Below are 22,073 nucleotides of genomic sequence, written 5' to 3'. Positions count from 1 at the left end.
ACGTGCTCAGCGTCGTGAGTGTGGAGGCCTCGACTCTCGCCCGTGCCCAGGCCGCCATCGCCCGGCTGGCCCCGGCGGCTGCCGCGAAACTGACCAGCTTGAGCGACTGATCGTCGGTATGCGCCCCGTCCCGCCGTTCTGTCGCCGGTCTCAGCGATCGAGTTCGCGGCGGAAGAACTCCGCTATCGCGATCCGGCCGTCCGGCACGAACGGCCACGTCGGGTCCGCCAGCCGCACCCGCAGCTCGTCGAGGCCCATCCAGCCGCCGGAGGCGATCTCCGACTCCTGGGTGACGATCTCGCCGTCCCACCACGCCTCGTAGGCGTACAGGTGGATGCGGGTCCCCTCGACGTCGGCGCTCGCGGTGAACAGCGGCACCAGGGGTGCACCCGTGATGCCCAGTTCCTCCGCCAGTTCCCGCTCCGCGCAGTCCCACGGCGTCTCGCCCGCGGCGACCACGCCGCCCGCCCAGCAGTCGTGCATGCCGGGGAAGACGTCCTTGTCGTCCGTGCGGCGGTGGACGTACACACGGTCGCCGGAGCGCACCAGGATCGCGCTCGCGGCGTGCCAGAGGTCCTCCGCGCGCATCCGGCGGCGGGTCGCCGAGCCCACCACGTCGCCGTCCGCCGAGTACACCGCCACCAGTTCGTCGCCGCCCATGATGTGGATCGTCCCACCGATGCCCGGCGCGGCTCACCTCCGTCTCGTCGGTGCGGACCCGTAGGGTGGAAGACATGCGGCGGATCATGGGAACCGAGGTCGAGTACGGCATCTCCGTGCCGGGCGACCCGACGGCCAACCCGGTGTTGACATCGACTCAGGTCGTCTTGGCGTACGCGGCCGCGGCGGACATCCCGCGGGCCCGCCGGGCGCGGTGGGACTACGAGGTGGAATCGCCGCTGCGCGACGCCCGCGGGTTCGACCTGGGGGCGCCCGGAATGGCCCCCTCGGACCCCGACGTGGAGGACCTGGGCGCGGCCAACGTCATCCTCACCAACGGCGCCCGCCTCTACGTCGACCACGCGCACCCGGAGTACTCCGCGCCCGAGGTCACCAACGCGCGCGACGCCGTCATCTGGGACAAGGCGGGCGAACGGGTGATGGAGGAGGCCGCGATGCGCGCGGCCACCGTCCCCGGCCAGCCGCGGCTGCAGCTCTACAAGAACAACGTCGACGGCAAGGGCGCCAGCTACGGCACCCACGAGAACTACCTGATGGCCCGCAACACCCCCTTCACGTCGATCATCGCCGGGCTGACCCCGTTCTTCGCCTCGCGCCAGGTCGTCTGCGGCTCCGGCCGGGTCGGCCTCGGCGTCGCGGGGGAGGAGGCGGGCTTTCAGCTCTCGCAGCGCTCGGACTACATCGAGGTCGAGGTCGGCCTGGAGACCACGCTCAAGCGCGGCATCATCAACACCCGCGACGAGCCGCATGCCGACGCCGACAAGTACCGCCGCCTGCACGTGATCATCGGCGACGCGAACCTGGCCGAGACCTCCACGTACCTCAAGGTGGGCACGACCGCCCTGGTCCTCGACATGATCGAGTCCGGCATCCGGTTCGACCACCTCAAGCTCGCCGACCCGGTCCGCGCGGTCCACGTGCTCAGCCACGACCCGACGCTCAAGGCGACGGTCGAGCTGACCAACGGCCGCAAGTTCACCGGCCTCGACCTGCAGAACGCCTACCACGAGATGATCTCCGAGCACGTCGACCGGATCGAGGCCGACCGCGTCGGCCGCGACGTGCTGAGCACCTGGGGCGAGATCCTCGACGCCCTCGCGCGCGACCCGATGGAGTGCGCCGACCGGCTCGACTGGCCCGCGAAGCTGCGGCTGCTGGAGGGCTTCCGGGCCCGCGACGGCCTCACCTGGAACTCTCCGCGGCTGCACCTGGTCGACCTGCAGTACTCCGACGTGCGCCTCGACAAGGGTCTCTACAACCGCCTTGTCGCCCGCGGCTCGATGAAGCGGCTGGTGACCGAGGACGAGGTCCGCGCGGCGGTCTACACCCCGCCGTCGGATACCCGCGCCTACTTCCGCGGCCGCTGCCTGGAGCGCTACCCGAACTCCATCGCGGCCGCATCGTGGGATTCGGTCATCTTCGACCTGGGCCGGGAGTCGCTGGTGCGCATCCCGACCCTTGAGCCGCTGCGCGGCACCAAAGCCCATGTCGGGGACCTGCTGGACGCCGCGGACACGGCCGAACAGCTGGTGGACAAGCTCACCGGCACGAAACGCTGATCTTGTCACCGGTGCGGACGGCGACGAAAGTCGGTCCGGCTGGGTAATGTTCCAAGTAGGCCAGACAACCGGGAGGGTCACATGTCCCAGGAGCAGAAGCAGAAGCAGGGCGGCGGTGACGGCGACGAGGGCGCCGAGGACACCACCGCGGCGGGTCAGGAACGACGCGAGAAGCTCGGCGACGACACCGACGCGATCCTTGACGAGATCGACGACGTGCTCGAGGAGAACGCCGAGGACTTCGTCCGCGCGTACGTGCAAAAGGGCGGCGAGTAAGCCCTCCCGCGCGGTCACCAGCCCAACCCACGGCGACGCCGAAAACAGGAATTGAAAGAAGGCATGGAACACACCTCGTCCCGAGGGCCGCGAGGAGCCTCGCTCTCGCCTGCCCACCTGTCAGCCGGTTCGTCGTCGTTCACCGACTTCCTGCGCTCCCAGGCGCCTGAACTCCTCCCTGGGCGCCGTGTCGCCGACGCGCCCGCCGTGAGCCGCGCGGACATCCCGCACGGCACGACCATCGTCGCGGTCACGTTCTCCGGCGGCGTGCTCATCGCGGGCGACCGCCGGGCCACCGCGGGCAACCTGATCGCCCAGCGCGACATCGAGAAGGTCTACGTCACCGACGAGTACTCGTCGGTGGGTATCGCGGGCACCGCCGGTCTCGCGGTGGAGCTGGTCCGGCTCTACACCGTCGAACTGCGCCACTACGAGAAGATCGAGGGCATCGGCCTCTCGCTCGACGGCAAGACCAACAAGCTGGCCAGCATGGTCCGCGGCAACCTGGACGTGGCCATGGCGGGCCTGGCCGTGCTGCCGCTGTTCGTCGGCTACGACATCGACGCCGACGACCCGGCCACCGCGGGCCGCATCGTGTCCTTCGATGTCACCGGCGGCCGGTATGAGGAACGGGCGGGTTTCCACGCCATCGGCTCGGGCTCGATGTTCGCCAAGTCCGCCCTCAAGAAGCTCTACGACCCCGACGGCGACAAGGCGTCCGCCGTCCGCGCCGCTGTGGAAGCCCTCTTCGACGCCGCCGACGACGACTCCGCCACCGGCGGCCCGGACCTGGCCCGCCGGATCTACCCCAGCATCGTCACCATCACCGCCGACGAGGGCGCCCAGCGCCTGTCCGAGGAGGAGACGGCCGCCGTGGCCGGAGCCGTGGTGAACGACCGGTCCGAACGCCCCCGCGGCTGACCCGCACCCCGCCGAGTTAAGGAGCCTGCCCCGTGACGATGCCGTTGTACGCCTCGCCCGAGCAGCTGATGCGCGACCGCTCGGAGTACGCCCGCAAGGGCATCGCCCGGGGCCGCAGCGTCGTCGCGCTGAAGTACGCCGACGGCGTCCTGTTCGTCGCCGAGAACCCGTCGGCCACTTTGCACAAGGTCTCGGAGATCTACGACCGTATCGGCTTCGCCGCCGCGGGCCGCTACAGCGAATACGAAAGCCTCCGCCGCGGCGGCATCCGCCACGTGGATCTGTGGGGCTACTCCTATGACCGCCGCGACGTCTCGGCCCGACAGCTGGCGAACGTCTACGCCCAGACCCTCGGCACCATCTTCACCGAGCAGGTGAAGCCCATGGAGGTCGAAATCTGCGTCGCCGAAGTGGGCGCCACGACGAGGCAGGACCAGCTCTACCGCCTGACCTACGACGGCTCCATCGTCGACGAACCGCAGTTCCTGGTGATGGGCGGCCAAACCGACCCGATCACCGCCCTGCTCAAGGAAACGTTCGAGGACGGCATCCCGCTGAGCGACGCCGTCCGCCTGGCCCTCAAGGCCCTGGGCGCGGGAGCGGCGAACAGCGCGGCGAAGACGGCGGGGGAGACGACCCTCGACAAGCTCGAGGTGGCGGTCCTCGACCGAGGCAGGCCCACCCGGGCGTTCCGCCGCATCACCGGAGCCGCCCTCACGGCGCTGCTCCCGGCCGACGAGCGACCGGCGGAGACCAGCCCGGAGTCGCCCGCCAAGCCGATCGAGGACATCGAACTGCCGCCCACCGAGGACGAGTAGCCAGGCGGCAGAACCAGCCAGAACGCGCAGCCCGGTGGAGACCGAAACGGTCACCACCGGGCTGCACCTTTCGGCGCCCACGGTTGCCACCGGCAAAGAACCAATCGCGGGCCATCCGCACGTAAACACGGCGCTACCAGGCCGACACCACCCGGTTGCCCGCGGTTGCAACTGCGTCAACCCACCGCGATATCCGCTGTTCACGCGCATGTTATGCCCGTCCGGGATAGGCCGAACCGGTAATACGCGAGTCATAGTCCACTAACGACCAATTGGCTGGCGGTAGGTGAGGACCGTGGGCGCCTTGTGAGGGCTAGGCGTCCGACAGGCCGGAGGGTCGCGTCCCAACTCCTGCATTCGTGAGGACAACCCATGTTCGGTGCCACACGGAGACGACGGGCCATCACGCTCGCTGTCTCGACAGTGCTGGTCGGTGCCGCTATCGCAGTCCCCGGACTCGCCAACGCCGCATCACCCGCAGAAGCTCCCATCCGTCTGGTGACCGGCGAGTTCCTGCCGAGTTCGCTCGCCGCCGTCCCGCACGGCCTCGAGGCCCGCGCGCTCGGCGCCAGTGAGCGTGGCAGCTACCTGGTCCAGTTCCAGGGCCCCGTCCGCGAGGACTGGAAGGCCGGTCTGACCGCCTTGGGCGCCACGATCGTCGAGTACATCCCCGACAACGCGTTCAAGGTCCGGATGAACCCGGGTCAGGCCCAGCGCGCGAGCAAGCTGACCGGTGTGCACTACGTGGGTCGCTTCCAGTCCGCATGGAAGGTCACGCAGGACGCCAAGGCGAAGATCGACGAGGGCAAGGCGGGCATCTACAAGGTCCGCGCCGAGAACGGTGTCGACTTGGCCGCTGTCCGCCGCGCCGCCGAGGGCACCGGCGCCGTGGTCACCAAGTCGGCTGACGGCACGCTACTGATCGCCGCCGAGGCGGGTCAGGCCAGCCAGATCGCCGGTATCGAGGACGTGTCGTTCGTCGACAAGTTCCGCATCCCGGAGAAGCACAACGAGCACGCCGCGGGCACGATCATGCGCGCGACGCAGGCCAACGCCCGCGGCTACGACGGCTCCACCCAGACTGTCGCGGTCGCCGACACCGGCCTCGGCGGCGGCACTGCCGCCACCGCGCACCCCGACATCCCGGCGGACCGCATCCAGGCCGTCCGCGCGTGGGCGGGTGCGGACGCGGCCAACTGCTACGACGTGCAGCCCGACGGCGCGCAGGACGTCGACAGCGGCCACGGCACGCACGTCGCGGTCTCCGTCGTCGGCGACGGCATGGCCGACGGCACCGGAAAGGCGGCGGCGTACGGCGCCCGCTTGGTCTTCCAGGCCGTCGAGGACTACGTCGACATGCTCGGCAACTGTGCCGCGCAGTACACCGACGGGTACTACCTGCTCGGCCTCCCCGACGACCTGGCCACGCTGTTCCAGCAGGCCTATGACGACGGCGCGCGCATCCACGCCAACTCCTGGGGCTCGGACGCGAACGGCAGCTACACCGACACCTCGCAGCACGCGGACAAGTTCATCAACACTCACCGCGACATGCTGATCACCTTCAGCGCGGGCAACTCGGGCACCGACGCCAACAGCGACGGTGTCATCGACAACGACTCCATCGGCGCCCCGGCCACCGCCAAGAACGTGCTGACGGTCGGCGCCTCGGAGAACGGCAAGGCGCAGTCCCCGTGTGACGTGTCGCTGACCTACCTGCCGCAGACCGCGAAGGAGCAGGCGACCTTCAACAACCGATCCTGTAAGGACGTCAACGGCGTCAACGTCATCCCCAGCTGGGGTGACTGGTGGCCGAACGACTACCCGGCCGAGCCGATCAAGTCCGACCCGCAGACCGGCAACCCGCAGCAGGTGACCGCGTTCTCCAGCCGCGGCCCGACGGACGACGGCCGGATCAAGCCCGACATCGTGGCCCCCGGATCCTGGATCCTGTCCGGCTATTCGGACAAGTACCAGCAGCAGTACGACGGCGCTGCCGCCAACAACCCGAAGAAGAACGCGCCGCAGAACGACGGCTACGGCTTCCCGCTGAACGACGACTACAAGTACTTCAGCGGCACGTCGATGTCGAACCCGCTGGCCGCCGGTGGCGCCACCGTGGTCCGCGACTTCTACAACAAGAAGCACTCGGTCAACGCCACCGCGGCGCTGGTCAAGGGCACCCTGGTCAACTCCGCGACCGACCTCCTCGACGAGAACGAGGACGGCGCGAACGACAACGACCTCCCCGTGCCGAACATGCACGAGGGTTGGGGCCTGGTGAACCTGGACAAGGCCACGGCGGGCACCGCGAAGTTCCTCGACGAGGCGGTCGCCGGCCTGGCCACCGGTGGGGTCTCCGAGACCAAGTACACCGTCGAGGCCGGTCAGCCGCTGAAGATCACGATGGCGTACTCCGACAAGGAAGCCGCCGTCAGCGCCGCCGTGACCCTGGTCAACGACCTTGACCTCGAGGTTGTCTCGCCCACCGGCACCGTGTACCGGGGCAACGTCTTCGGGGGTGGCTGGTCGAACACCGGCGGCACCGCGGACCGTCGCAACAACCTGGAGAACGTCTTCATCCAGAATGCCGCCGCGGGTGAGTGGACCGTGCGGGTACGCGGCCACAACGTCCCGTCCGGGCCGCAGAAGTTCGCCCTGGTCATCGACGGCAAGTTCGGCACCGGCGGCACGGTCAACGCCAACCCGGTCGTGACCAACCCCGGCAACAAGACCACGCAGATCAGCACCGCGGTGAACCTGCAGATCCAGGCCACCGACGCGAACAACGACCCGCTGACCTACGCGGCGTCGGGTCTGCCGACCGGCCTGAGCATCGGTGCGAGCAACGGCCTCATCTCGGGCACGCCGACCGTGGCGGGCACGTCCAACGTGACCGTCACCGTGACCGACGGCAAGGGTGGCAGCGGCAACACCGCCTTCACCTGGGCCGTCACCGCGACCACGCAGCCCAACCAGCTGCTGGCCAACCCCGGCTTCGAGTCCGGCAACACCGGCTGGACCGGAACCACCGGCATCGTCTCGAACTCGACCGCGCGCCCGACGCATGGCGGGTCGTGGTGGGCGTACTTCGGCGGCAACGGCCGGACCACTTCGGAGAACCTGTACCAGCAGGTGACCATCCCGGCCTCCGCCACGAGCGCGAGCGTCTCCTACTGGGTCCGGATCGACACCGCTGAGACGACCACGTCGATCCAGTACGACAAGTTGCAGCTGCAGGTCCTCAACAGCTCGGGCACGGTGCTGGGCACCCTCGGCACCGTCTCGAACCTGAACAAGAGCACGTCCTACGTCCAGAAGACGTACGACCTGTCGGCCTACAAGGGGCAGACGATTCGGCTCAGGTGGCTGATGAACGAGGACTCGTCCCTGCAGACCACGTTCGCGGTGGATGACACGGCAGTGACCGTGTCGTAGCGAGAAAGCGACCGTGGCGCGGTCAGCACTACCTGGCCGCGCCACGGTGTCCAATAGTTGAGTCATAAACAGGTTCGGCGACGTTTGGGATAGACGTCGCCGGACCTGTTTTTACACGCCGCTCCAAGGAAATGTGTGGTCTCTCCCACCAGGCGAGCTGGGATTTGCATAATGTCGCGCCAGAGGGCATAACTTTGGTGTGCACGAGCTGGAACTTCGTCATCTTCGAGTCATCATCGCTGTCGCGGACGCGGGCAGCCTGTCCAAGGCCGCCGTTCAACTCGGGGTTTCGCAACCCGCGCTGACCGCCCAGCTGCAACGACTCGAGCGCCGCGTCGGCGGCCTGCTGTTCGCCCGCTCGGGCACCGGCGTCGTGCCGACGGACCTGGGCAGCTACGTCCTTTCCGCCGCCCGCCTCGTCCTCACCGACGTCGACGAGCTGATGGCCGGGATCAAGCAGCGCACCCAGGCGGTGACGGTCGCGGGCATGATCCGCGTCGGCGGCCCGCCCGGCCTCATCGTCCCGCTGTTCGCCACCGCGATCGCCGAGCGCCTCGGCAACGCGGAGACGTCCATCGACATCGACTCGAACCCGGTGGAACTGGCTCGCAAGGTCCTCGACGGCAAGCTCGACTTCGCCGTGCTGGAGGAGAACCCCGGCTTCCGCACCCCGCTGCCCCCGCAGCTGCACAGTCGGGTGATGCTCAGCGCCCCCATGTTCGTGGCGCTGTCCGAGACCCACCGCCTGGCAGGCGTCGGCGACATCGAACTGCGCGAGCTCGCCGAGGAGAACTGGGTGCTGCCGCCGGTCGGCGAGGTCCCTGAACAGCTCGCGCTGCTTCGCGTGTGCGCGGGAAGCGGGTTCACCCCGAAGATCAAGCACCAGGTCTCCGACTCGACCACCACCCGTGCCCTGGTCCAGGCGGGCGCGGTGACCCTCGCCAAGCCGGTCGCGCGCGAGGGCAACGGTCTGGTGATCCGCAACATCGCGGGCACCCCGCTGCGCCACGAGATCGTGCTGATCTGGCACGAGGAGAGCACCCTCGCGGGCGCCGCCGAGCAGGCGCCGACGTCGCTGCTGGACGCCTACTCCAAGCTCGTCGACACCAACCCGCTGTTCGCGGCCTGGTGGGCGGAGCACAAGGACGCCCCCGCCGACGGAGCCACCCGAGCCGTCCGACGCTGACCCTCAGAACTCCGATTCGCCCCAGGTGTCGACGCTCAGCGCGTCGCCGACGGAGAGCTTGCCCGCGCGCAGGACGGCGAACTTCGCCCCGAACGCGACCCCGCCCGCAGCCGCGCGGCGGTAGCGGGCGAGGGTCCGCAGGGGTTCCAGGCCAGTCTTGGTCCCGGCCTCCTGATCCACCGTGGTGACCACGCAGCGGATCGCGAGCTTGGTGTACCCGAGGTCGCAGTCGCCGATCCGCACCCGGCGCACGCGGTCCTCGGTGGACGGCTCGGCCCAGCCGTCGACGACGATGTTCGCCCGGAACCGGTCGATGGGCACCGGGGCGGCGCCCGCGGCGATCAGGCGGGCGTTCAGCTCGGCCAGCGTGGAGCGGCTGAGCAGGTGCACGGCGGAGCTGTCGGCGTACCCCGAGGTGCCGGGGACCTGGCCGTCGGTCACCCGGTCGTGCTCGGGCGGCACCCGCACCAGGCGTACCCGCTCGCCGAGCACCGCACTGAGCCAGGCCGCGGCGTCGCCGCCCAGGTCGATCCCCAGGTCCGGGGCGCCGAACATGGTCACGTCCCGCCGCGCCAAGGTCAGGTCGACCTCGACGTCGAGCGCCATGAATCCCTTGGCCCGCAGCGTGATCCGGTCGCCCGCCGGAGTCACCGATGGCTGGATCACGGCCAGCCTGGGAGAGCGGCGCTGGCTGCGGAACCCGCCGTCCTCGCCGACGAACATGAACGCCCGGTCATGCGCCAGACCCGCGGGCGTCATCAGCGCGTCCGCGAGTGGGACACCCGCGCATCCTTTGATGGGGAAGCACTTCAGGTCGGTCACGATCGCCACGGGGGCGACGCTACCGGTAGACGCACAGGGCCCGTGGCCGTGATTCGAACTCGAAGCGATTCGCCAGCGGACCCACCTCGCCGTCGGTCGCGACCCGGCGGTGGCCGTCGAGCAGGTCGACGCGCAGCCGCGGCGCGTCGAGTTCGCGGTAGACGTGGCTGGTGTGCAGGGTCCGGGTCAGCGTCGCGAGCACGAACCGGGCGCGGGAGAACGGCACGTCGGCCCGCAGGTATCGGACGTCAGCAGCCCGGTGTCCAGCGCGGGCCGCCGGGTCGGCGCGAAACCCTTCGGCGCGTACGTCCCGTTGCCCACGAACAGCCACCACACCAGGTGCGGCCGCCCGTCGAGCGCCATCCGGATCGGCTGCGCGTTCCGCAGCGTGCGCACCATGGCGACCGCGCCCGCGGGCCACTTCGGCCAGCCCTTGCCTTCGAGCTTCTCCCGGATCCGCACCATCTCCGGGTAGCCGCCGACACTCGCGGTGTTGACGAACCACCGGTGCCGCTCTTCGCCGCCGCGTTCGATGATCTTCACCCCGGCGAGATCGATCTCCACCCCGCGGCCCTCGCGCACGGCGTCCCCGGCGTCGTCCGCGGTCTCCACTCCGATGTCGCGGGCGAAGTGGTTGAGCGTGCCCGAGGGAATCAGCACCAGCGGCAGACCGAACTCCGCGGCCACCGCGGCGACCGCGGCGACGGTCCCGTCACCGCCCGCCACACCCAGCGCGCGGACCTCGTCGGTGGACTTCTTGACTTGGTGGGAGAGGTCTTCGATGAGGTCGTCGCCCGGGATCGGGTTGACCACGGTCGCCTTCGGCCAGCGCAGCCGCAGCTCGTCGGTCGGGTCCTCGCCGAGCCCCGAGTGCGCGTTGACCAGCACCAGCAGCCCCTCGCCGTCCACCAGCGGCCCGACCTCGGCCTCGTGGGCGGTGTGCGCGGGCCCCTGTTCGGCGACCGGCCACCAGTGCCGCACCGCGTGCGCCGCGCCCACGCCGATCGCGGCGCCCGCCGCGATGTCGCTGGGCCAGTGGACCCCGGTGTGCACCCGCGAGTACGCGACCGCGCCCGCCAGCGGAGCCAGCGCGATGGCCGTCCGAGGACTCTCCATCGCCACGGCGGTGGTGAAGGCGACCGCGGAGGCCGCGTGCCCGGACGGGAAGGACGAACTGGTCGGCCGCTTCTCGAACCGCCGGTGGAGCGGCAGGAGCTCCGCGGCCGGTCGCCTGCGCGGGAAGAGGTTCTTCGCGACCAGATTCGCCGACAGACTGGCGAACGCGATGGACCCGACACCACGCACCGCGGCCCGCCGGGTCGGGCCCTTGCCCGAGGCCAGGATCGCCGCGACCACGAACCAGAGCTTCCCGTGGTCGGCCGCGGTGGACAGGCGCTTGAGGCCGACGTCCACCCGCGTGTGCGGCAGCTCCGCGACCTGCCTGACCAGCGCCTGGTCGACGTGATTGACTTGGCGCACCGAGTGGCGGCGGATTCGTCCCAACATGATCCACCATTCAACAGGACGGCGCAGCGCACCGCTTGACGGTCCGTCTCAGATGAACACTGGGTTACCGAAGCCCGACGACACAATTTGTGGACCTTCCCCGAACGGCGCTCGGTCCTTGTCGGTCTTTGCGCCTAGGCTTAGGGAATGCAGCGGCGGATCTTCGGAATCGAGACCGAATTCGGCGTGACCTGTACGTTCCACGGACAGCGCAGGCTGTCTCCGGACGAGGTCGCGCGGTACTTGTTTCGGCGCGTGGTGTCGTGGGGCCGTTCCTCGAACGTCTTCCTGCGCAATGGATCACGCCTCTACCTGGATGTCGGTTCGCACCCCGAGTACGCCACGGCGGAGTGCGACGACCTGGTCCAACTGGTCACCCACGACAAGGCGGGTGAGCGGATCCTCGAGGACCTGCTCGTCGACGCCGAACGCCGCCTCGCCGACGAGGGCATCGGCGGCGACATCTTCCTGTTCAAGAACAACACCGACTCCGCGGGCAACTCCTACGGCTGCCACGAGAACTTCCTGGTCACCAGGGCGGGCGAGTTCTCCCGGATCGCGGACGTCCTGCTGCCGTTCCTCGTCACCCGCCAGCTGATCTGCGGCGCGGGCAAGGTCCTGCAGACCCCACGCGGGGCCGTGTACTGCCTCTCGCAGCGCGCCGAGCACATCTGGGAGGGCGTCTCCAGCGCCACGACCAGGTCCCGCCCGATCATCAACACCCGCGACGAGCCGCACGCCGACGCCGAGCGATACCGGCGCCTGCACGTCATCGTCGGCGACTCGAACATGTCCGAGTCGACCACGCTGCTCAAGGTCGGCACCGCCAACCTGGTGCTGGAGATGATCGAGGACGGCGTCCAGTTCCGGGACTTCAGCCTCGACAACCCGATCCGCGCGATCCGCGAGATCAGCCACGACCTCACGGGCCGCAGGCTGGTCCGGCTCGCGGGCGGGCGCGAGGCGTCCGCGCTCGACATCCAGCGCGAGTACTACTCCAAGGCCGTCGAGCACGTCGCCCGCCGCTCGCCGGACCCGCTGGCGCAGCGCGTTGTCGACATGTGGGGCAAGGTGCTCGACGCGGTCGAGGCCCAGGACCTCACCCTGATCGACCGCGAGATCGACTGGGCGATCAAGCACCGGCTCATCGAGCGCTACCAGGCCAAGCACAACCTCGACCTGTCCAGCGCCCGCATCGCCCAGCTCGACTTGGCCTACCACGACATCCGCCGCGGCCGGGGCATCTTCGACCTGCTGCAGCGCAAGGACCTGGTGGCCAGGGTGACCGACGACGGCGAGATCGAGGCCGCCAAGGACACCCCGCCGCAGACCACGCGCGCCAAGCTGCGCGGGGACTTCATCGCCGCCGCCCAGCAGGCCGGGCGTGACTTCACCGTCGACTGGGTGCACCTCAAGCTCAACGACCAGGCGCAGCGCACCGTGCTGTGCAAAGACCCGTTCCGCGCGGTCGACGAGCGCGTGGAACGTCTGATCGCCTCGCTGTAAGTCGGTTGGCCGAAAGGGCGGGTCGTGCCGGACGATTCCGGCATGATCCGCCCTTCGGCAACACTCACCGGTGACGTCGTCGTCCTGCGCCGGTTGCGGCCCGACGAGGTCGAGGACCTCGTGCGCGTGGTGAAGGAGGCGACTCCGCACCTGCGGCCGTGGATGGCTTGGGCGGCGGGCGAGTTCGACCCGGACGCCGTGCGCGCCCATGTCGCCGAGACCGACGCGAACTGGGAAGCAGGCACCGAGTTCGCCTACGCCATCACCGTCGGCGGCAAGCTCGCGGGCCGGATCGGTTTGATGTCGCGGGTGGGCGAGGGCGGCCTGGAGATCGGCTACTGGCTGCACCCGGCCTATAGGGGTCTCGGCGCGGCGACCGAGTCGACCTATCTGCTGGTCAAAGCCGCCTTCGACCTGCCGGGAATCGAGTTCGTCGACATCGTGCACGACACCGCCAACACCCGCAGCGGGGCGATCCCGCGCAGGCTCGGGTTCACCGAGATCGCGCGCGTCTCACCGCCGCAGGAGCCGATGACGTCGGCGGAGGACGGGGTGGACGTCCGCTGGCGGATCACCCGGGCCGAATTTTCCGAAAAGCGGCCATCCACCAGCCATTGAATCCGTAGCGTTGATCGTATGGCGACAGTCGGTGAGCCCACACGACCACGCAGGCGGGCCAAGCCGCCGGTGCCGCCGGTGCCGCCCGCGCCCGACCTGGCCGCGCAGCGGGACCAGGCCCGGCTGGTCTTCATGCAGCACGAGTACAACTCCATCCGCGCCGAGCTGGTCGCCGCCGTGACCACCCAGCAGGCGGTGATGAGCTACGGGCTGGCCGCGATCGCGGTGATCTACACGGGCCTGCTGGCCAGCTGGCAGAACCTGGCGCTGCGCACCGGGATCCTCAGCCTCGCGCCGGTGCTGCTGGTCTTCATCTGGTTCGTGTGGTGGGGCGAAGTGCAGCGGCTGGGTCGGGCCAGGTGGTTTCTGTGGGACCTGGAGAAGAAGATCAACGCCCAGCTGGGCGCGCCGGACGCCGTGTCGGGAGAATCGGACCTGCCACCGGCCGACGTGCTGCACTGGGAGAGCTGGGTCCGCGGCCGCAACCGCTGGAAGATGAACCTGCACTCCCGGCCCGCCTACCACTTGGCCACCGGACTGCTGTGCGGCACCGGCCTGGGCGCCACGGTGCTGTCGGTCGCGCTCACCGCGGTGACGTCGCCGATGTCGGGCGGGCTGCGCCTGCTGGCGTTCGGCGGGGCGGCGGGGTTCTTCCTGCTGTGCGGCTACGCGTTGTTCTCGTTTCGCCGCAACCCGCTGTTCCGCAACAACGGGCGCGTCATCAGCTGAGCGCGCGCCGGAGCTTGTCCGGATTGCTCACCATCTGCACGCCGGTGATCAAGCCGTCCGAGGTCTCGAGGGAGATGATCTAGCGGTACTCGCCGAGGATCATGACCATCGCCGCCAGGCCGTTGACCTCGATGACCGTCAGGTCGACCTCGCCGTACTTGCCCAGCACGCCCCCGAGGAAGCGGGTGACCCGGTCGGCGTCGCGCACCGGGCGCAGGGCGGCGCGGATCTTGCCCCCGCCGTCGGTCCACAGCGGGACGTCCTGGGCGAAGAGCTTCTGCAATGCGTCCCGGTCGCCGGTGCGGGCCGCGAGGACGAACAGGTCGACCAGGTCGCGGTGGATCACCGGATCCGCGGCGAACCGCTCACGGTCGGCGGCGAGCCGCGCACCCGCGCGCTTGTGCAGCTGGCGGGCATACGCGGCGGTGAGGTTCAGGACCTCGGCGATCTCCTCGTAGGGCAGCTCGAAAGCCTCCCGCAGCACGAACACCGCGCGCTCCGGCGCCGAGAGGCGCTCCATGAGCCGCAGGGTCGCGACCGACAGCGTGTCGCGCTGCTGGGCGGTGTCCGCGGGCCCCAGTTCCTCGCGGTCGGTGCGGACCGGCTCGGGCAGCCAGGGGCCGATGTAGGTCTCCCGTCTGCGGTGCGCCAGGCGCATCCGGTCGATCGCGAGCCGGGACACGATCGTCACCAGGAAGCTCCGGGGTTCCTCGACCGTCGCGTGGTCCACGCCCGCCCACCGGATCCAGGCGTCCTGCACGACGTCCTCGGCGTCGGCGAAGGAGCCGAGCATGCGGTACCCGATGCCGAGCAGCACCGAACGGTGCCGCTCGAACTCGGTGTCGAGCGAGGTGGTCACGCGCGTTCCTGTCAGTCCGTGAGCACCGGGGTCTTGCGGGTGCTCGCCGCGATCCGGTTGAACGCGTTGATCATGACGATCGCCATCACGAGATCCGCCACCCCCTTCTCCGACCAGACGGCCCGCGCGTCGTCCCACACGCCGTCGGGAACGCCATCCTGCCCGATGAGCGTCACCGCGTCCGTCAACGCCAGCGCCGCCCGCTCCTCCTTCCCGAAGAACGGCGACTCCCGCCACACCGACACCGCGAACAACCGCTGCGACGACTCACCGGCCTTGAGCGCGTCCCGCGTGTGCATGTCGACGCAGTACGCGCAGCCGTTGACGGCCGACGCCCGCAGCATGATCAGGTTGAGCAGCGGGGTCTCGATGTTCGCCTGGCTGTAGAGGAACAGGTCGACCACCTTGCGGTGGGCCTCGGGGGCAAGCTTGTCCAACTCGATGCGCTGCATGGGTAGTCCTTTCTCGACGTGCCCGCCGCAAAGACGGCCCACCCCACCCGCGGCGTGACGATCCGCGCCCGCTTGTGACCCAGTTCACTGAGGCTGCTGGGGGAGTAGAGGACGGTGTGGCGCGGGGGGAGTGGTAGCAGAGCCGATCGCACGGATGTTCGGTGTGTTGGGTGAACCCGCTGGCCGTGGGCGCGTTATGGTGCGCGGGTGTCTGTTGCACGCGCCGAACGACTGGTCAACCTGGTGCTGTGCCTGCTCTCGACCCGCCAGTACCTCAGCGCCGAGCGGATCCGGGGGATCGTCCCCGGCTACGCCGACGCACCTTCCGACGACGCGTTCTTCCGCACTTTCGAGCGGGACAAGACGGAGTTGCGAGAACTGGGGATCCCGCTGGAGGTGGGCCGGAACTCGGTGTTCGACACCGTGGACGGCTACCGGATCGCGCGGCGGGACTACGAGCTGGGCGAGATCGACCTTGAGCCCGACGAGGCCGCCGCGGTGGCGCTCGCCGTGCGGCTCTGGGATTCCCCCGAGCTGACCGGCGCCGCCCACGGCGCCCTGCTCAAGCTGCGCGCCGCCGGGGTCGACGTCGACCAGGCCGCGCCCGCGATCGTCGAGTCGAAAGTGCGCACCTCCGAGCCCGCGTTCACGCCGCTGCTGGCGGCGGTCCAGGCCGGGCAGGTCGTGTCCTTCGACTATCGCAGGCCCTCGCCCGCCGAGCTGCGCGAACGGACGCTGGAGCCGTGGGGCGTGGTCTCGTGGCGCGGGCGCTGGTACGTGGTCGGCCATGACCGCGACCGCGACGCCCCCCGCTGCTTCCGGCTCTCCCGGATCGTCGGCGAGGTGCGCAAGATCGGCAAGCCCGGGCAGGTGCGCAGGCCCGAGAACGTCGACCTGATGCAGTTCGTCGCCACCACCGGCGGTGAGGTCTCCTCGGTGTCGACCGTGCGGGTCTGGGCGGCCTCCGGTCGCGCCGCCGGGGTGCGCCGCCGCGCGAAGGTCGTGGGGGAGCGGGACATCCGGGGAATCGCCGGGGACATCCTCGAACTCGAGCTGCGCTGGCCGGACACGGCCGCGGGCTGGCTCGCCGGGTACGGCGCCGACGTCCTCGTGCTCGAACCCGAGGTCCTGGCCAAGTCGGTGCGGGAGCGCCTGGTCGCTGTCGCCGAGGGGGACGTGCTGTGACGGCTTCGCAAGACCGGCTGCCGCGACTGCTGGCGCTGGTGCCGTATCTGATCGCGCGCCCGGGCATCCCGATCGACGAGGCCGCTGCCGACTTCGACGTGACCCCGAAGCAGCTGCGCAAAGACCTGGAACTGCTCTGGATGTGCGGGCTGCCCGGCTACGGCCCCGGCGACCTGATCGACATCTCGTTCGACGAGGACACCGTCACCGTCACCTTCGACGCGGGCATGAGCAGGCCGCTGCGGCTGACCGGCGCCGAGGCGACGGCGCTGCTGGTTGCCCTGCGCGCGCTGGCCGACACGCCTGGGGTGGCCGACGCGGACGCGATCCGGCGGACCGTCGCGAAGATCGAGATGGCCGCCGGCCAGGCGCAGCCCGCCGGCGTCGCGGTCGGTCTCGGCGTGCGCGAGGCCGCGGAGACGGTCAAGGTCCGCGAGACCGTGCAGTCGGCGCTCAAAGCCGGTCGCGCGCTGCGGATGACGTACTACACGGCCTCCAAGGACGAGATCTCCGAGCGGACGGTCGACCCGATGCGGGTGCTGATCGTCGAGGGCCGCGGCTACCTGGAGGCCTGGTGCAGGCGCGCCGAGGCGGTCCGGCTGTTCCGGCTCGACCGCATCGACGACGTCGAGGTCCTCGACGAGCCCGCCGCGCCGCCGCCCTACGCGGAGCCGACGGACGTCTCGACGGGCCTGTTCCGCCCGGCCCCCGACCAGTCGGTCGCCCGGTTGGTGCTGGAGCCGGACGCGCGCTGGGTGTCGGAGTACTACCCGGTGGAGGACGTCGAGGAACTCGACGGCGGCAGGTTGCGGGTCACGATGCGCTACGCCGACACGTCCTGGATGGTGCGGCTGCTTCTCGGCCTCGGTGGCGAGGTCCGGGTGGAGCGCCCGGCCGAGCTGGCCCAGGAGCTTCGTTCGCAGGCCGGGGCGGCCCTGCGGCTGATGGATCATCACCTGGCCGACACCTGATGGCCGGCTGTTGTGCGCTGTCGCCGATCGGCGACCCGGTAGGGTTGCCCCGTGCCGTACTTGCCTAGTGCGGCGCTGGCCCTGCTCGGGCTGGCGCTGTTGGGATTCTTTCTGGTCCGCGTTGTCCGTGGGCTGGGTCGGGTGCGGACTGTTATCGGAACCGCCAAGGCGACGTTCGACGACGAATCGGGCCTGCTGAGGGCCCGTTCGGCCGCGCTGCGCGTCGCTTTGGCCGATCGGAAGCGGTCCGCCGAGCGCGTAGCATCTACAGGGCGAAGTCAGACAGGAGGACGGCCGTGAATCTGGGACCGTGGGAGATCCTTATCATCGCGGTGGTGATCATTCTGCTGTTCGGTGCGAAGAAGATGCCTGCCATGGCACGCTCGCTCGGACAGTCGATGCGCATCATCAAGGCGGAGACCAAGGGCATGCGCAACGACGACCAGGACGCGGAGCCGAAGGCCGCTGCCGCCCCGGAGCCGCAGCAGCTCCCCGCCGCGGCGCCTGGCCAGTCCCCTGAGCAGCTGCAGAAGCAGATCGATGACCTGCAGAGCAAGCTCGACAAGAGCCAGCCGCACAAGAACGCGAGCTGAGAGGATCGGTTCGCACGGTGGTGCGTGATACGCCCCGCCGGGAGGGAAGCCGTCGCGAGAAGCGGAAGATCCGCAGTCGTCGGCACAACCCCGACGGCACCATGTCCCTGAAGGACCACCTCTACGACCTTCGCAACAGGCTTGGGCTCGCGCTCGTCTTCATCCTGCTTGGCGGTGTCTTCGGCTTCATCTGGTTCGCGGTGCCGCTCGGGCCCATCCCGTCCCTCGGCGACATCCTGCTCAAGCCGTACTGCGCGCTGCCGGTCGAGGTGCGGTTCTCCCCGAACGACAAGTGCCAGCTGTTCCAGCGGCAGCCCTTCGAGGGCTTCATGGTGCAGTTCAAGGTCGGTATCGCGGCGGGCATGGTCGTGACCGCGCCACTGTGGCTGCACCAGCTGTGGTCGTTCATCACGCCCGGGCTCTACGCGCGGGAGCGCAAGTTCGCATCGATCTTCGTGTTCTTCGCGTCGATCCTGTTCGCCGCGGGCGCGGTGCTCGCGTTCTTCGTCATCCCGCAGGGTCTGGATGTGCTGGTCGGCTTCGGCGGCGGTGTGTTCATCACCGCGCTGGACGCGGGCGCGTACATCTCGTTCGTGCTGGTCATGCTGCTGATCTTCGGCGTGAGCTTCGAGCTCCCGCTGCTGGTGATCATGCTGAACCAGGTCGGGATGCTGCCGTACGCGAACTTAAAGCGGTGGCGGCGCGGGATCGTGTTCGGGCTGTTCGTCTTCGCCGCGTTCGCGACCCCGGGCACCGATCCGGTGTCGATGATCGTGTTGGCCGCGGCGATGTGGCTGCTGTTCGAGTTGGCCGTGCAGTTCACCCGGATCCACGACAGGCGCAAGGCCAAGCGTGAGGCCGCCGACCTCGCGGCGGGGCTGAGCGACGACGAGGCCACGCCGATGAACTACGCTCCCGAGCCGGTCGAACCCAGCAAGCCGGTGGCGAACCTGGGCAAGGACTTCGACGACGTGACCTGACCACCCGGGCCAGGTCCTAGGGTGCGGGAGACTGCGGGAGACTCAGTGGACATTCGGGCGGCACTGGCGGTTCATCCGGCTTCCGGACATGGTGCTGCGGGCCGGGCTTCCGCCGCGGTCGCGGAGAAGCTCCGCTCGGCGGTCGACCACCTGACGATGGTCGAGGCGAACTCGGTGGAGGAGTCGCGCGCGCTCATGGTCCGGGCCCGTGACGCGGGGCTGGACCTGCTGGTCGTCCTCGGCGGCGACGGGTCCGCGCACCAGGGTGTCCAGTTCTGCGCCGACCACGATGTCCCGCTCGCCGTGGTGCCCGCGGGCACGGGCAACGACCTCGTGCGGGCCCTGGGGTTCCCGATGGAGTCTCTTTCCGCGGCCGACGCGCTGGTCGAGGCGATCGGCGCGGGCAGGCGTAGGCGGATCGACCTGGGGCGGGTCGGCGACGAGTGGTTCGCCAGCGTGCTGTGCGCCGGGTTCGACTCCGCGGTCAACGAGCGGGTCAACCGGATGCGGTGGCCGCACGGGCCGCGCCGCTACGACCTGGCGATCGTGGCCGAGCTGGCAGCGCTGCGGCCCAAGCCGCTGGTGCTCGACACCGAGGACGGCCGGGTCGAGCTGGACGCGACGCTGGTGGCCGTGGGCAACACGGCCTACTACGGCGGCGGGATCCCCGTCTGCCCGGACGCCGATCCCGCGGACGGGCTGCTGGACGTGACGATCGTGGGGAAGGCCTCGCGTCTCGACCTCGTTCGGATCCTGCCGAGCCTGCGCACCGGCAAGCACGTGAACCACCCGGCAGTGCGCACCATGCGCGCGCGCCGCGTTTCCGTGGGCGGAGACAACGGCTGGGTCGCGTATGCCGACGGTGAGCGGGTCGGTCCGCTGCCCCAGGCGGTCGAATGCGTGCCCGCGGCGCTGGAGATCGTCGGCTGAGCACCCGCGGCGTGGCCTGTGGATAACGGGCGACGTCTGTCGGACGGATGTGAAAGCCTTGCGTTGTGTCCGCAAGCTCATCCCGCACCCCAGCCGAGGCGTATGCCGCCTCCCGGCGACGCGCGCGCAGCCCGAAACTGGCTGAGTTCGCCGCCGAGCTGTCCTTCGAACTCGACCCGTTCCAGACCGACGCGTGTGCCGCGTTGGAGGAGGGCCACGGTGTCCTGCTGTGCGCCCCCACGGGCGCGGGCAAGACGGTGGTCGGAGAGTTCGCGGTCCACCTGGCCTTGTCCGAGGGCCGCAAATGCTTCTACACCACGCCGATCAAGGCGCTGTCGAACCAGAAGTTCGCCGACCTGACGACCCGCTACGGGCCGAAGTCGGTCGGGCTGCTGACCGGCGACACGTCGGTGAACGGCAACGCCCCGGTGGTCGTGATGACCACCGAGGTCCTGCGCAACATGCTCTACGCGCGGTCCGGGGCGTTGGAGGGGCTCGGCTATGTGGTGATGGACGAGGTCCACTACCTGGCCGACCGGTTCCGCGGGGCGGTGTGGGAGGAAGTGATCCTGCACCTGCCCGAATGGGTCAACCTGGTGTCGCTGTCGGCCACGGTGTCCAACGCCGAGGAGTTCGGCGAGTGGCTCGTCGCGGTGCGCGGCGACACGGCCGTCGTGGTCGACGAACACCGGCCGGTGCCGCTGTGGCAGCACATGCTGGTCGGCAACCGGATGCTCGACCTGTTCGCCGGGTCCGAGCCCAGCGGGGTCGAGCTGCGGATCAACCCGGAGCTGGTGCGCCGGGCCGACGAGATCGGCCGCTTCCACACGCCGTGGCACGGTCCGCGCTCGCGCGGCGGCCGGGGCTCGGGCAACGGCGGCCCACGGTTCAAGCCGCCATCGCGGGTGGAGGTCGTCGAGCGGCTCGACTCGCAGGGGCTGCTGCCCGCGATCGTGTTCGTGTTCAGCCGCGCGGGCTGTGAGGCAGCCGTGTCGCAGTGCGTGCGGTCGGGGCTGCGGCTCAACTCGGAGGACGAGATCGCCGAGGTGCGGCGGATCGTCGACTCGAAGACCCGTGACCTGCCCGACGCCGACCTGACGGTGCTCGGGTTCTGGGAGTGGAAAGAGGCGTTGGAGCGCGGGTTCGCCGGGCACCACGCCGGGCTGCTGCCCGCGTTCAAGGAGACCGTCGAGGAGCTGTTCCTGCGCGGTCTGGTGAAGGCGGTGTTCGCCACCGAGACGCTGGCGCTGGGCATCAACATGCCCGCGCGCACGGTCGTGCTGGAGAAGCTCGTCAAGTACAACGGCGAGGCGCATGTCGAGCTGACCCCGGGCGAGTACACGCAGCTCACCGGCCGCGCGGGCCGCCGGGGGATCGACGTCGAGGGCCACGCGGTCGTGGTCTGGCAGCCGGGGCTCGACCCGAAGCAGGTGGCCGGGCTGGCCTCGACCCGGACGTACCCGCTGAAGTCGTCGTTTCGGCCGGGCTACAACATGGCGGTCAACCTCGTCGACCGGATGGGCGCCGTGCAGGCGCGCGAGATCCTGGAGCAGTCGTTCGCCCAGTTCCAGGCCGACCGGTCGGTCGTGGGGCTCTCGCGGCGGGTCGAGCGCAACCGCGAGGCCCTGGCCGGGTACGCGGAGTCGATGACGTGCCACCTGGGCGACTTCACCCAGTACGCGGCGCTGCGCAAGCAGATCACCGACCGGGAGAAGGCGCTCTCGCGCCAGAACAGCGCGGCCCGGCGGGCGGATGCGGCGCACTCGCTGGAGCAGCTGCGCAAGGGTGACGTGATCGCGGTGCCCGCGGGTCGCCGGTCCGGGCTGGCGATCGTGATCGATCCGGGTCTCGACTCGATGGGCGAGCCGCGGCCACTGGTCGTGACCGAGGACCGGTGGGCGGGTCGGCTGTCCGTGTCGGACTTCCCGAACCCGGTGACGGTGCTGGGACGGGTCCGGCTCCCCAAGCAGGTCGACGTGCGGTCGCCGCGGTCCCGCCGCGACCTGGCGTCAACCCTGCGCGCGGCCGGGATCGAGCTGCCCC

At 69.9% G+C, this 22,073-nt stretch carries 20 protein-coding genes and 1 pseudogene; 16 read left to right on the top strand and 5 right to left on the bottom strand.

The window, feature by feature from the left end:
• Positions 1–150: 150 nt before the first annotated feature.
• Positions 151–660, bottom strand: coding sequence for an NUDIX hydrolase (locus ACRDSQ_RS09055; RefSeq protein WP_431420392.1), 510 nt, complete (start codon positions 658–660; stop codon positions 151–153).
• Positions 661–734: 74 nt separating this feature from the next.
• On the opposite strand from ACRDSQ_RS09055, the gene dop reads away from it, so the two are divergent.
• The 6 genes from dop to ACRDSQ_RS09025 all read left to right on the top strand — a co-directional run bounded on the left by dop (position 735) and on the right by ACRDSQ_RS09025 (position 8,879).
• A complete protein-coding gene (gene dop / locus ACRDSQ_RS09050) occupies positions 735–2,240 on the top strand; it encodes a depupylase/deamidase Dop (RefSeq protein ID WP_431420391.1) in 1,506 nt (501 codons plus the stop codon).
• An 81-nt stretch (positions 2,241–2,321) separates the two neighbouring features.
• Positions 2,322–2,516, top strand: coding sequence for a ubiquitin-like protein Pup (locus ACRDSQ_RS09045; RefSeq protein WP_431420390.1), 195 nt, complete (start codon positions 2,322–2,324; stop codon positions 2,514–2,516).
• 63 nt (positions 2,517–2,579) lie between these two features.
• Positions 2,580–3,437, top strand: a complete 858-nt coding sequence (gene prcB, locus ACRDSQ_RS09040) for a proteasome subunit beta (protein WP_431420389.1) — start codon at positions 2,580–2,582, stop codon at positions 3,435–3,437.
• A 32-nt stretch (positions 3,438–3,469) separates the two neighbouring features.
• Positions 3,470–4,255, top strand: coding sequence for a proteasome subunit alpha (prcA, locus tag ACRDSQ_RS09035; RefSeq protein WP_431420388.1), 786 nt, complete (start codon positions 3,470–3,472; stop codon positions 4,253–4,255).
• A 498-nt stretch (positions 4,256–4,753) separates the two neighbouring features.
• Positions 4,754–7,693, top strand: a complete 2,940-nt coding sequence (locus tag ACRDSQ_RS09030) for a S8 family serine peptidase (RefSeq protein WP_431420387.1) — start codon at positions 4,754–4,756, stop codon at positions 7,691–7,693.
• A gap of 199 nt (positions 7,694–7,892) precedes the next feature.
• Complete coding sequence (locus ACRDSQ_RS09025) at positions 7,893–8,879, top strand: LysR family transcriptional regulator (RefSeq protein ID WP_431420385.1); 987 nt, start codon at positions 7,893–7,895, stop codon at positions 8,877–8,879.
• Positions 8,880–8,882: 3 nt separating this feature from the next.
• Here the strand turns inward: ACRDSQ_RS09025 and ACRDSQ_RS09020 are convergent, their stop codons facing one another.
• Positions 8,883–9,710 carry an MOSC domain-containing protein gene (locus ACRDSQ_RS09020; protein ID WP_431420384.1) on the bottom strand — a complete coding sequence of 276 codons (828 nt, stop codon included), beginning with the start codon at positions 9,708–9,710 and terminating at the stop codon, positions 8,883–8,885.
• Between the two features lie 10 nt (positions 9,711–9,720).
• Positions 9,721–11,207: pseudogene (locus ACRDSQ_RS09015) on the bottom strand (bifunctional phosphatase PAP2/diacylglycerol kinase family protein).
• Positions 11,208–11,354: 147 nt separating this feature from the next.
• On the opposite strand from ACRDSQ_RS09015, the gene pafA reads away from it, so the two are divergent.
• From pafA to ACRDSQ_RS09000, 3 genes are read left to right on the top strand one after another with little or no spacing between them, the layout of a single operon-like run.
• The gene (gene pafA, locus ACRDSQ_RS09010; protein ID WP_431420382.1) at positions 11,355–12,713 is read left to right on the top strand and encodes a Pup--protein ligase; all 1,359 of its coding nucleotides are present in this window, start codon (positions 11,355–11,357) and stop codon (positions 12,711–12,713) included.
• A 42-nt stretch (positions 12,714–12,755) separates the two neighbouring features.
• On the top strand, positions 12,756–13,331 hold the full coding sequence (locus tag ACRDSQ_RS09005) for a GNAT family N-acetyltransferase (protein ID WP_431420381.1): 576 nt from the start codon (positions 12,756–12,758) through the stop codon (positions 13,329–13,331).
• An 18-nt stretch (positions 13,332–13,349) separates the two neighbouring features.
• A complete protein-coding gene (locus ACRDSQ_RS09000; protein ID WP_431420380.1) occupies positions 13,350–14,060 on the top strand; it encodes a hypothetical protein in 711 nt (236 codons plus the stop codon).
• A gap of 79 nt (positions 14,061–14,139) precedes the next feature.
• On the opposite strand, the gene ACRDSQ_RS08995 is transcribed toward ACRDSQ_RS09000, so the two are convergent.
• Positions 14,140–14,919 carry a sigma-70 family RNA polymerase sigma factor gene (locus ACRDSQ_RS08995; protein WP_431420379.1) on the bottom strand — a complete coding sequence of 260 codons (780 nt, stop codon included), beginning with the start codon at positions 14,917–14,919 and terminating at the stop codon, positions 14,140–14,142.
• Between the two features lie 11 nt (positions 14,920–14,930).
• Complete coding sequence (locus ACRDSQ_RS08990; RefSeq protein ID WP_431420378.1) at positions 14,931–15,371, bottom strand: carboxymuconolactone decarboxylase family protein; 441 nt, start codon at positions 15,369–15,371, stop codon at positions 14,931–14,933.
• Between the two features lie 207 nt (positions 15,372–15,578).
• On the opposite strand from ACRDSQ_RS08990, the gene ACRDSQ_RS08985 reads away from it, so the two are divergent.
• The 7 genes from ACRDSQ_RS08985 to ACRDSQ_RS08955 form a co-directional block, all read left to right on the top strand.
• A complete protein-coding gene (locus ACRDSQ_RS08985; RefSeq protein ID WP_431420377.1) occupies positions 15,579–16,556 on the top strand; it encodes a helix-turn-helix transcriptional regulator in 978 nt (325 codons plus the stop codon).
• Positions 16,553–17,527: a helix-turn-helix transcriptional regulator gene (locus tag ACRDSQ_RS08980; RefSeq protein WP_431420376.1), complete on the top strand. Its 975-nt coding sequence runs from the start codon at positions 16,553–16,555 to the stop codon at positions 17,525–17,527. Before ACRDSQ_RS08985 ends, ACRDSQ_RS08980 begins: the two co-directional genes overlap by 4 nt.
• Positions 17,528–17,578: 51 nt before the next feature.
• Positions 17,579–17,827: a bacteriophage holin gene (locus ACRDSQ_RS08975; RefSeq protein ID WP_431420375.1), complete on the top strand. Its 249-nt coding sequence runs from the start codon at positions 17,579–17,581 to the stop codon at positions 17,825–17,827.
• Positions 17,824–18,120 carry a Sec-independent protein translocase subunit TatA gene (gene tatA, locus ACRDSQ_RS08970; RefSeq protein WP_431420374.1) on the top strand — a complete coding sequence of 99 codons (297 nt, stop codon included), beginning with the start codon at positions 17,824–17,826 and terminating at the stop codon, positions 18,118–18,120. The genes ACRDSQ_RS08975 and tatA overlap by 4 nt, the downstream gene beginning before the upstream one ends.
• Before the next feature lie 101 nt (positions 18,121–18,221).
• Complete coding sequence (gene tatC / locus ACRDSQ_RS08965) at positions 18,222–19,100, top strand: twin-arginine translocase subunit TatC (protein WP_431420373.1); 879 nt, start codon at positions 18,222–18,224, stop codon at positions 19,098–19,100.
• Positions 19,101–19,145: 45 nt separating this feature from the next.
• Positions 19,146–20,030, top strand: coding sequence for a diacylglycerol/lipid kinase family protein (locus ACRDSQ_RS08960; protein ID WP_431420372.1), 885 nt, complete (start codon positions 19,146–19,148; stop codon positions 20,028–20,030).
• Positions 20,031–20,095: 65 nt separating this feature from the next.
• A partial coding sequence (locus ACRDSQ_RS08955) for a DEAD/DEAH box helicase (RefSeq protein WP_431420371.1) occupies positions 20,096–22,073 on the top strand: 1,978 nt, incomplete at its 3' end.

Origin of the sequence: Actinokineospora sp., from assembly GCF_050699995.1 — a bacterium.
Lineage (GTDB): Bacteria > Actinomycetota > Actinomycetes > Mycobacteriales > Pseudonocardiaceae > Actinokineospora.
The sequence above is the reverse complement of the archived record's forward strand: the minus strand, read 5'-3'. Positions and strand labels throughout refer to the sequence as shown.

Coding starts and splice junctions, on each gene's coding strand:
- dop (WP_431420391.1), top strand. CDS start 735: ATGCGGCGGATCATGGGAACCGAGGTCGAGTACGGCATCTCCGTGCCG.
- ACRDSQ_RS09055 (WP_431420392.1), bottom strand. CDS start 660: ATGGGCGGCGACGAACTGGTGGCGGTGTACTCGGCGGACGGCGACGTG.
- tatC (WP_431420373.1), top strand. CDS start 18,222: ATGTCCCTGAAGGACCACCTCTACGACCTTCGCAACAGGCTTGGGCTC.
- ACRDSQ_RS09005 (WP_431420381.1), top strand. CDS start 12,756: ATGATCCGCCCTTCGGCAACACTCACCGGTGACGTCGTCGTCCTGCGC.
- pafA (WP_431420382.1), top strand. CDS start 11,355: ATGCAGCGGCGGATCTTCGGAATCGAGACCGAATTCGGCGTGACCTGT.
- ACRDSQ_RS08990 (WP_431420378.1), bottom strand. CDS start 15,371: ATGCAGCGCATCGAGTTGGACAAGCTTGCCCCCGAGGCCCACCGCAAG.
- ACRDSQ_RS09000 (WP_431420380.1), top strand. CDS start 13,350: ATGGCGACAGTCGGTGAGCCCACACGACCACGCAGGCGGGCCAAGCCG.
- prcB (WP_431420389.1), top strand. CDS start 2,580: ATGGAACACACCTCGTCCCGAGGGCCGCGAGGAGCCTCGCTCTCGCCT.
- ACRDSQ_RS09045 (WP_431420390.1), top strand. CDS start 2,322: ATGTCCCAGGAGCAGAAGCAGAAGCAGGGCGGCGGTGACGGCGACGAG.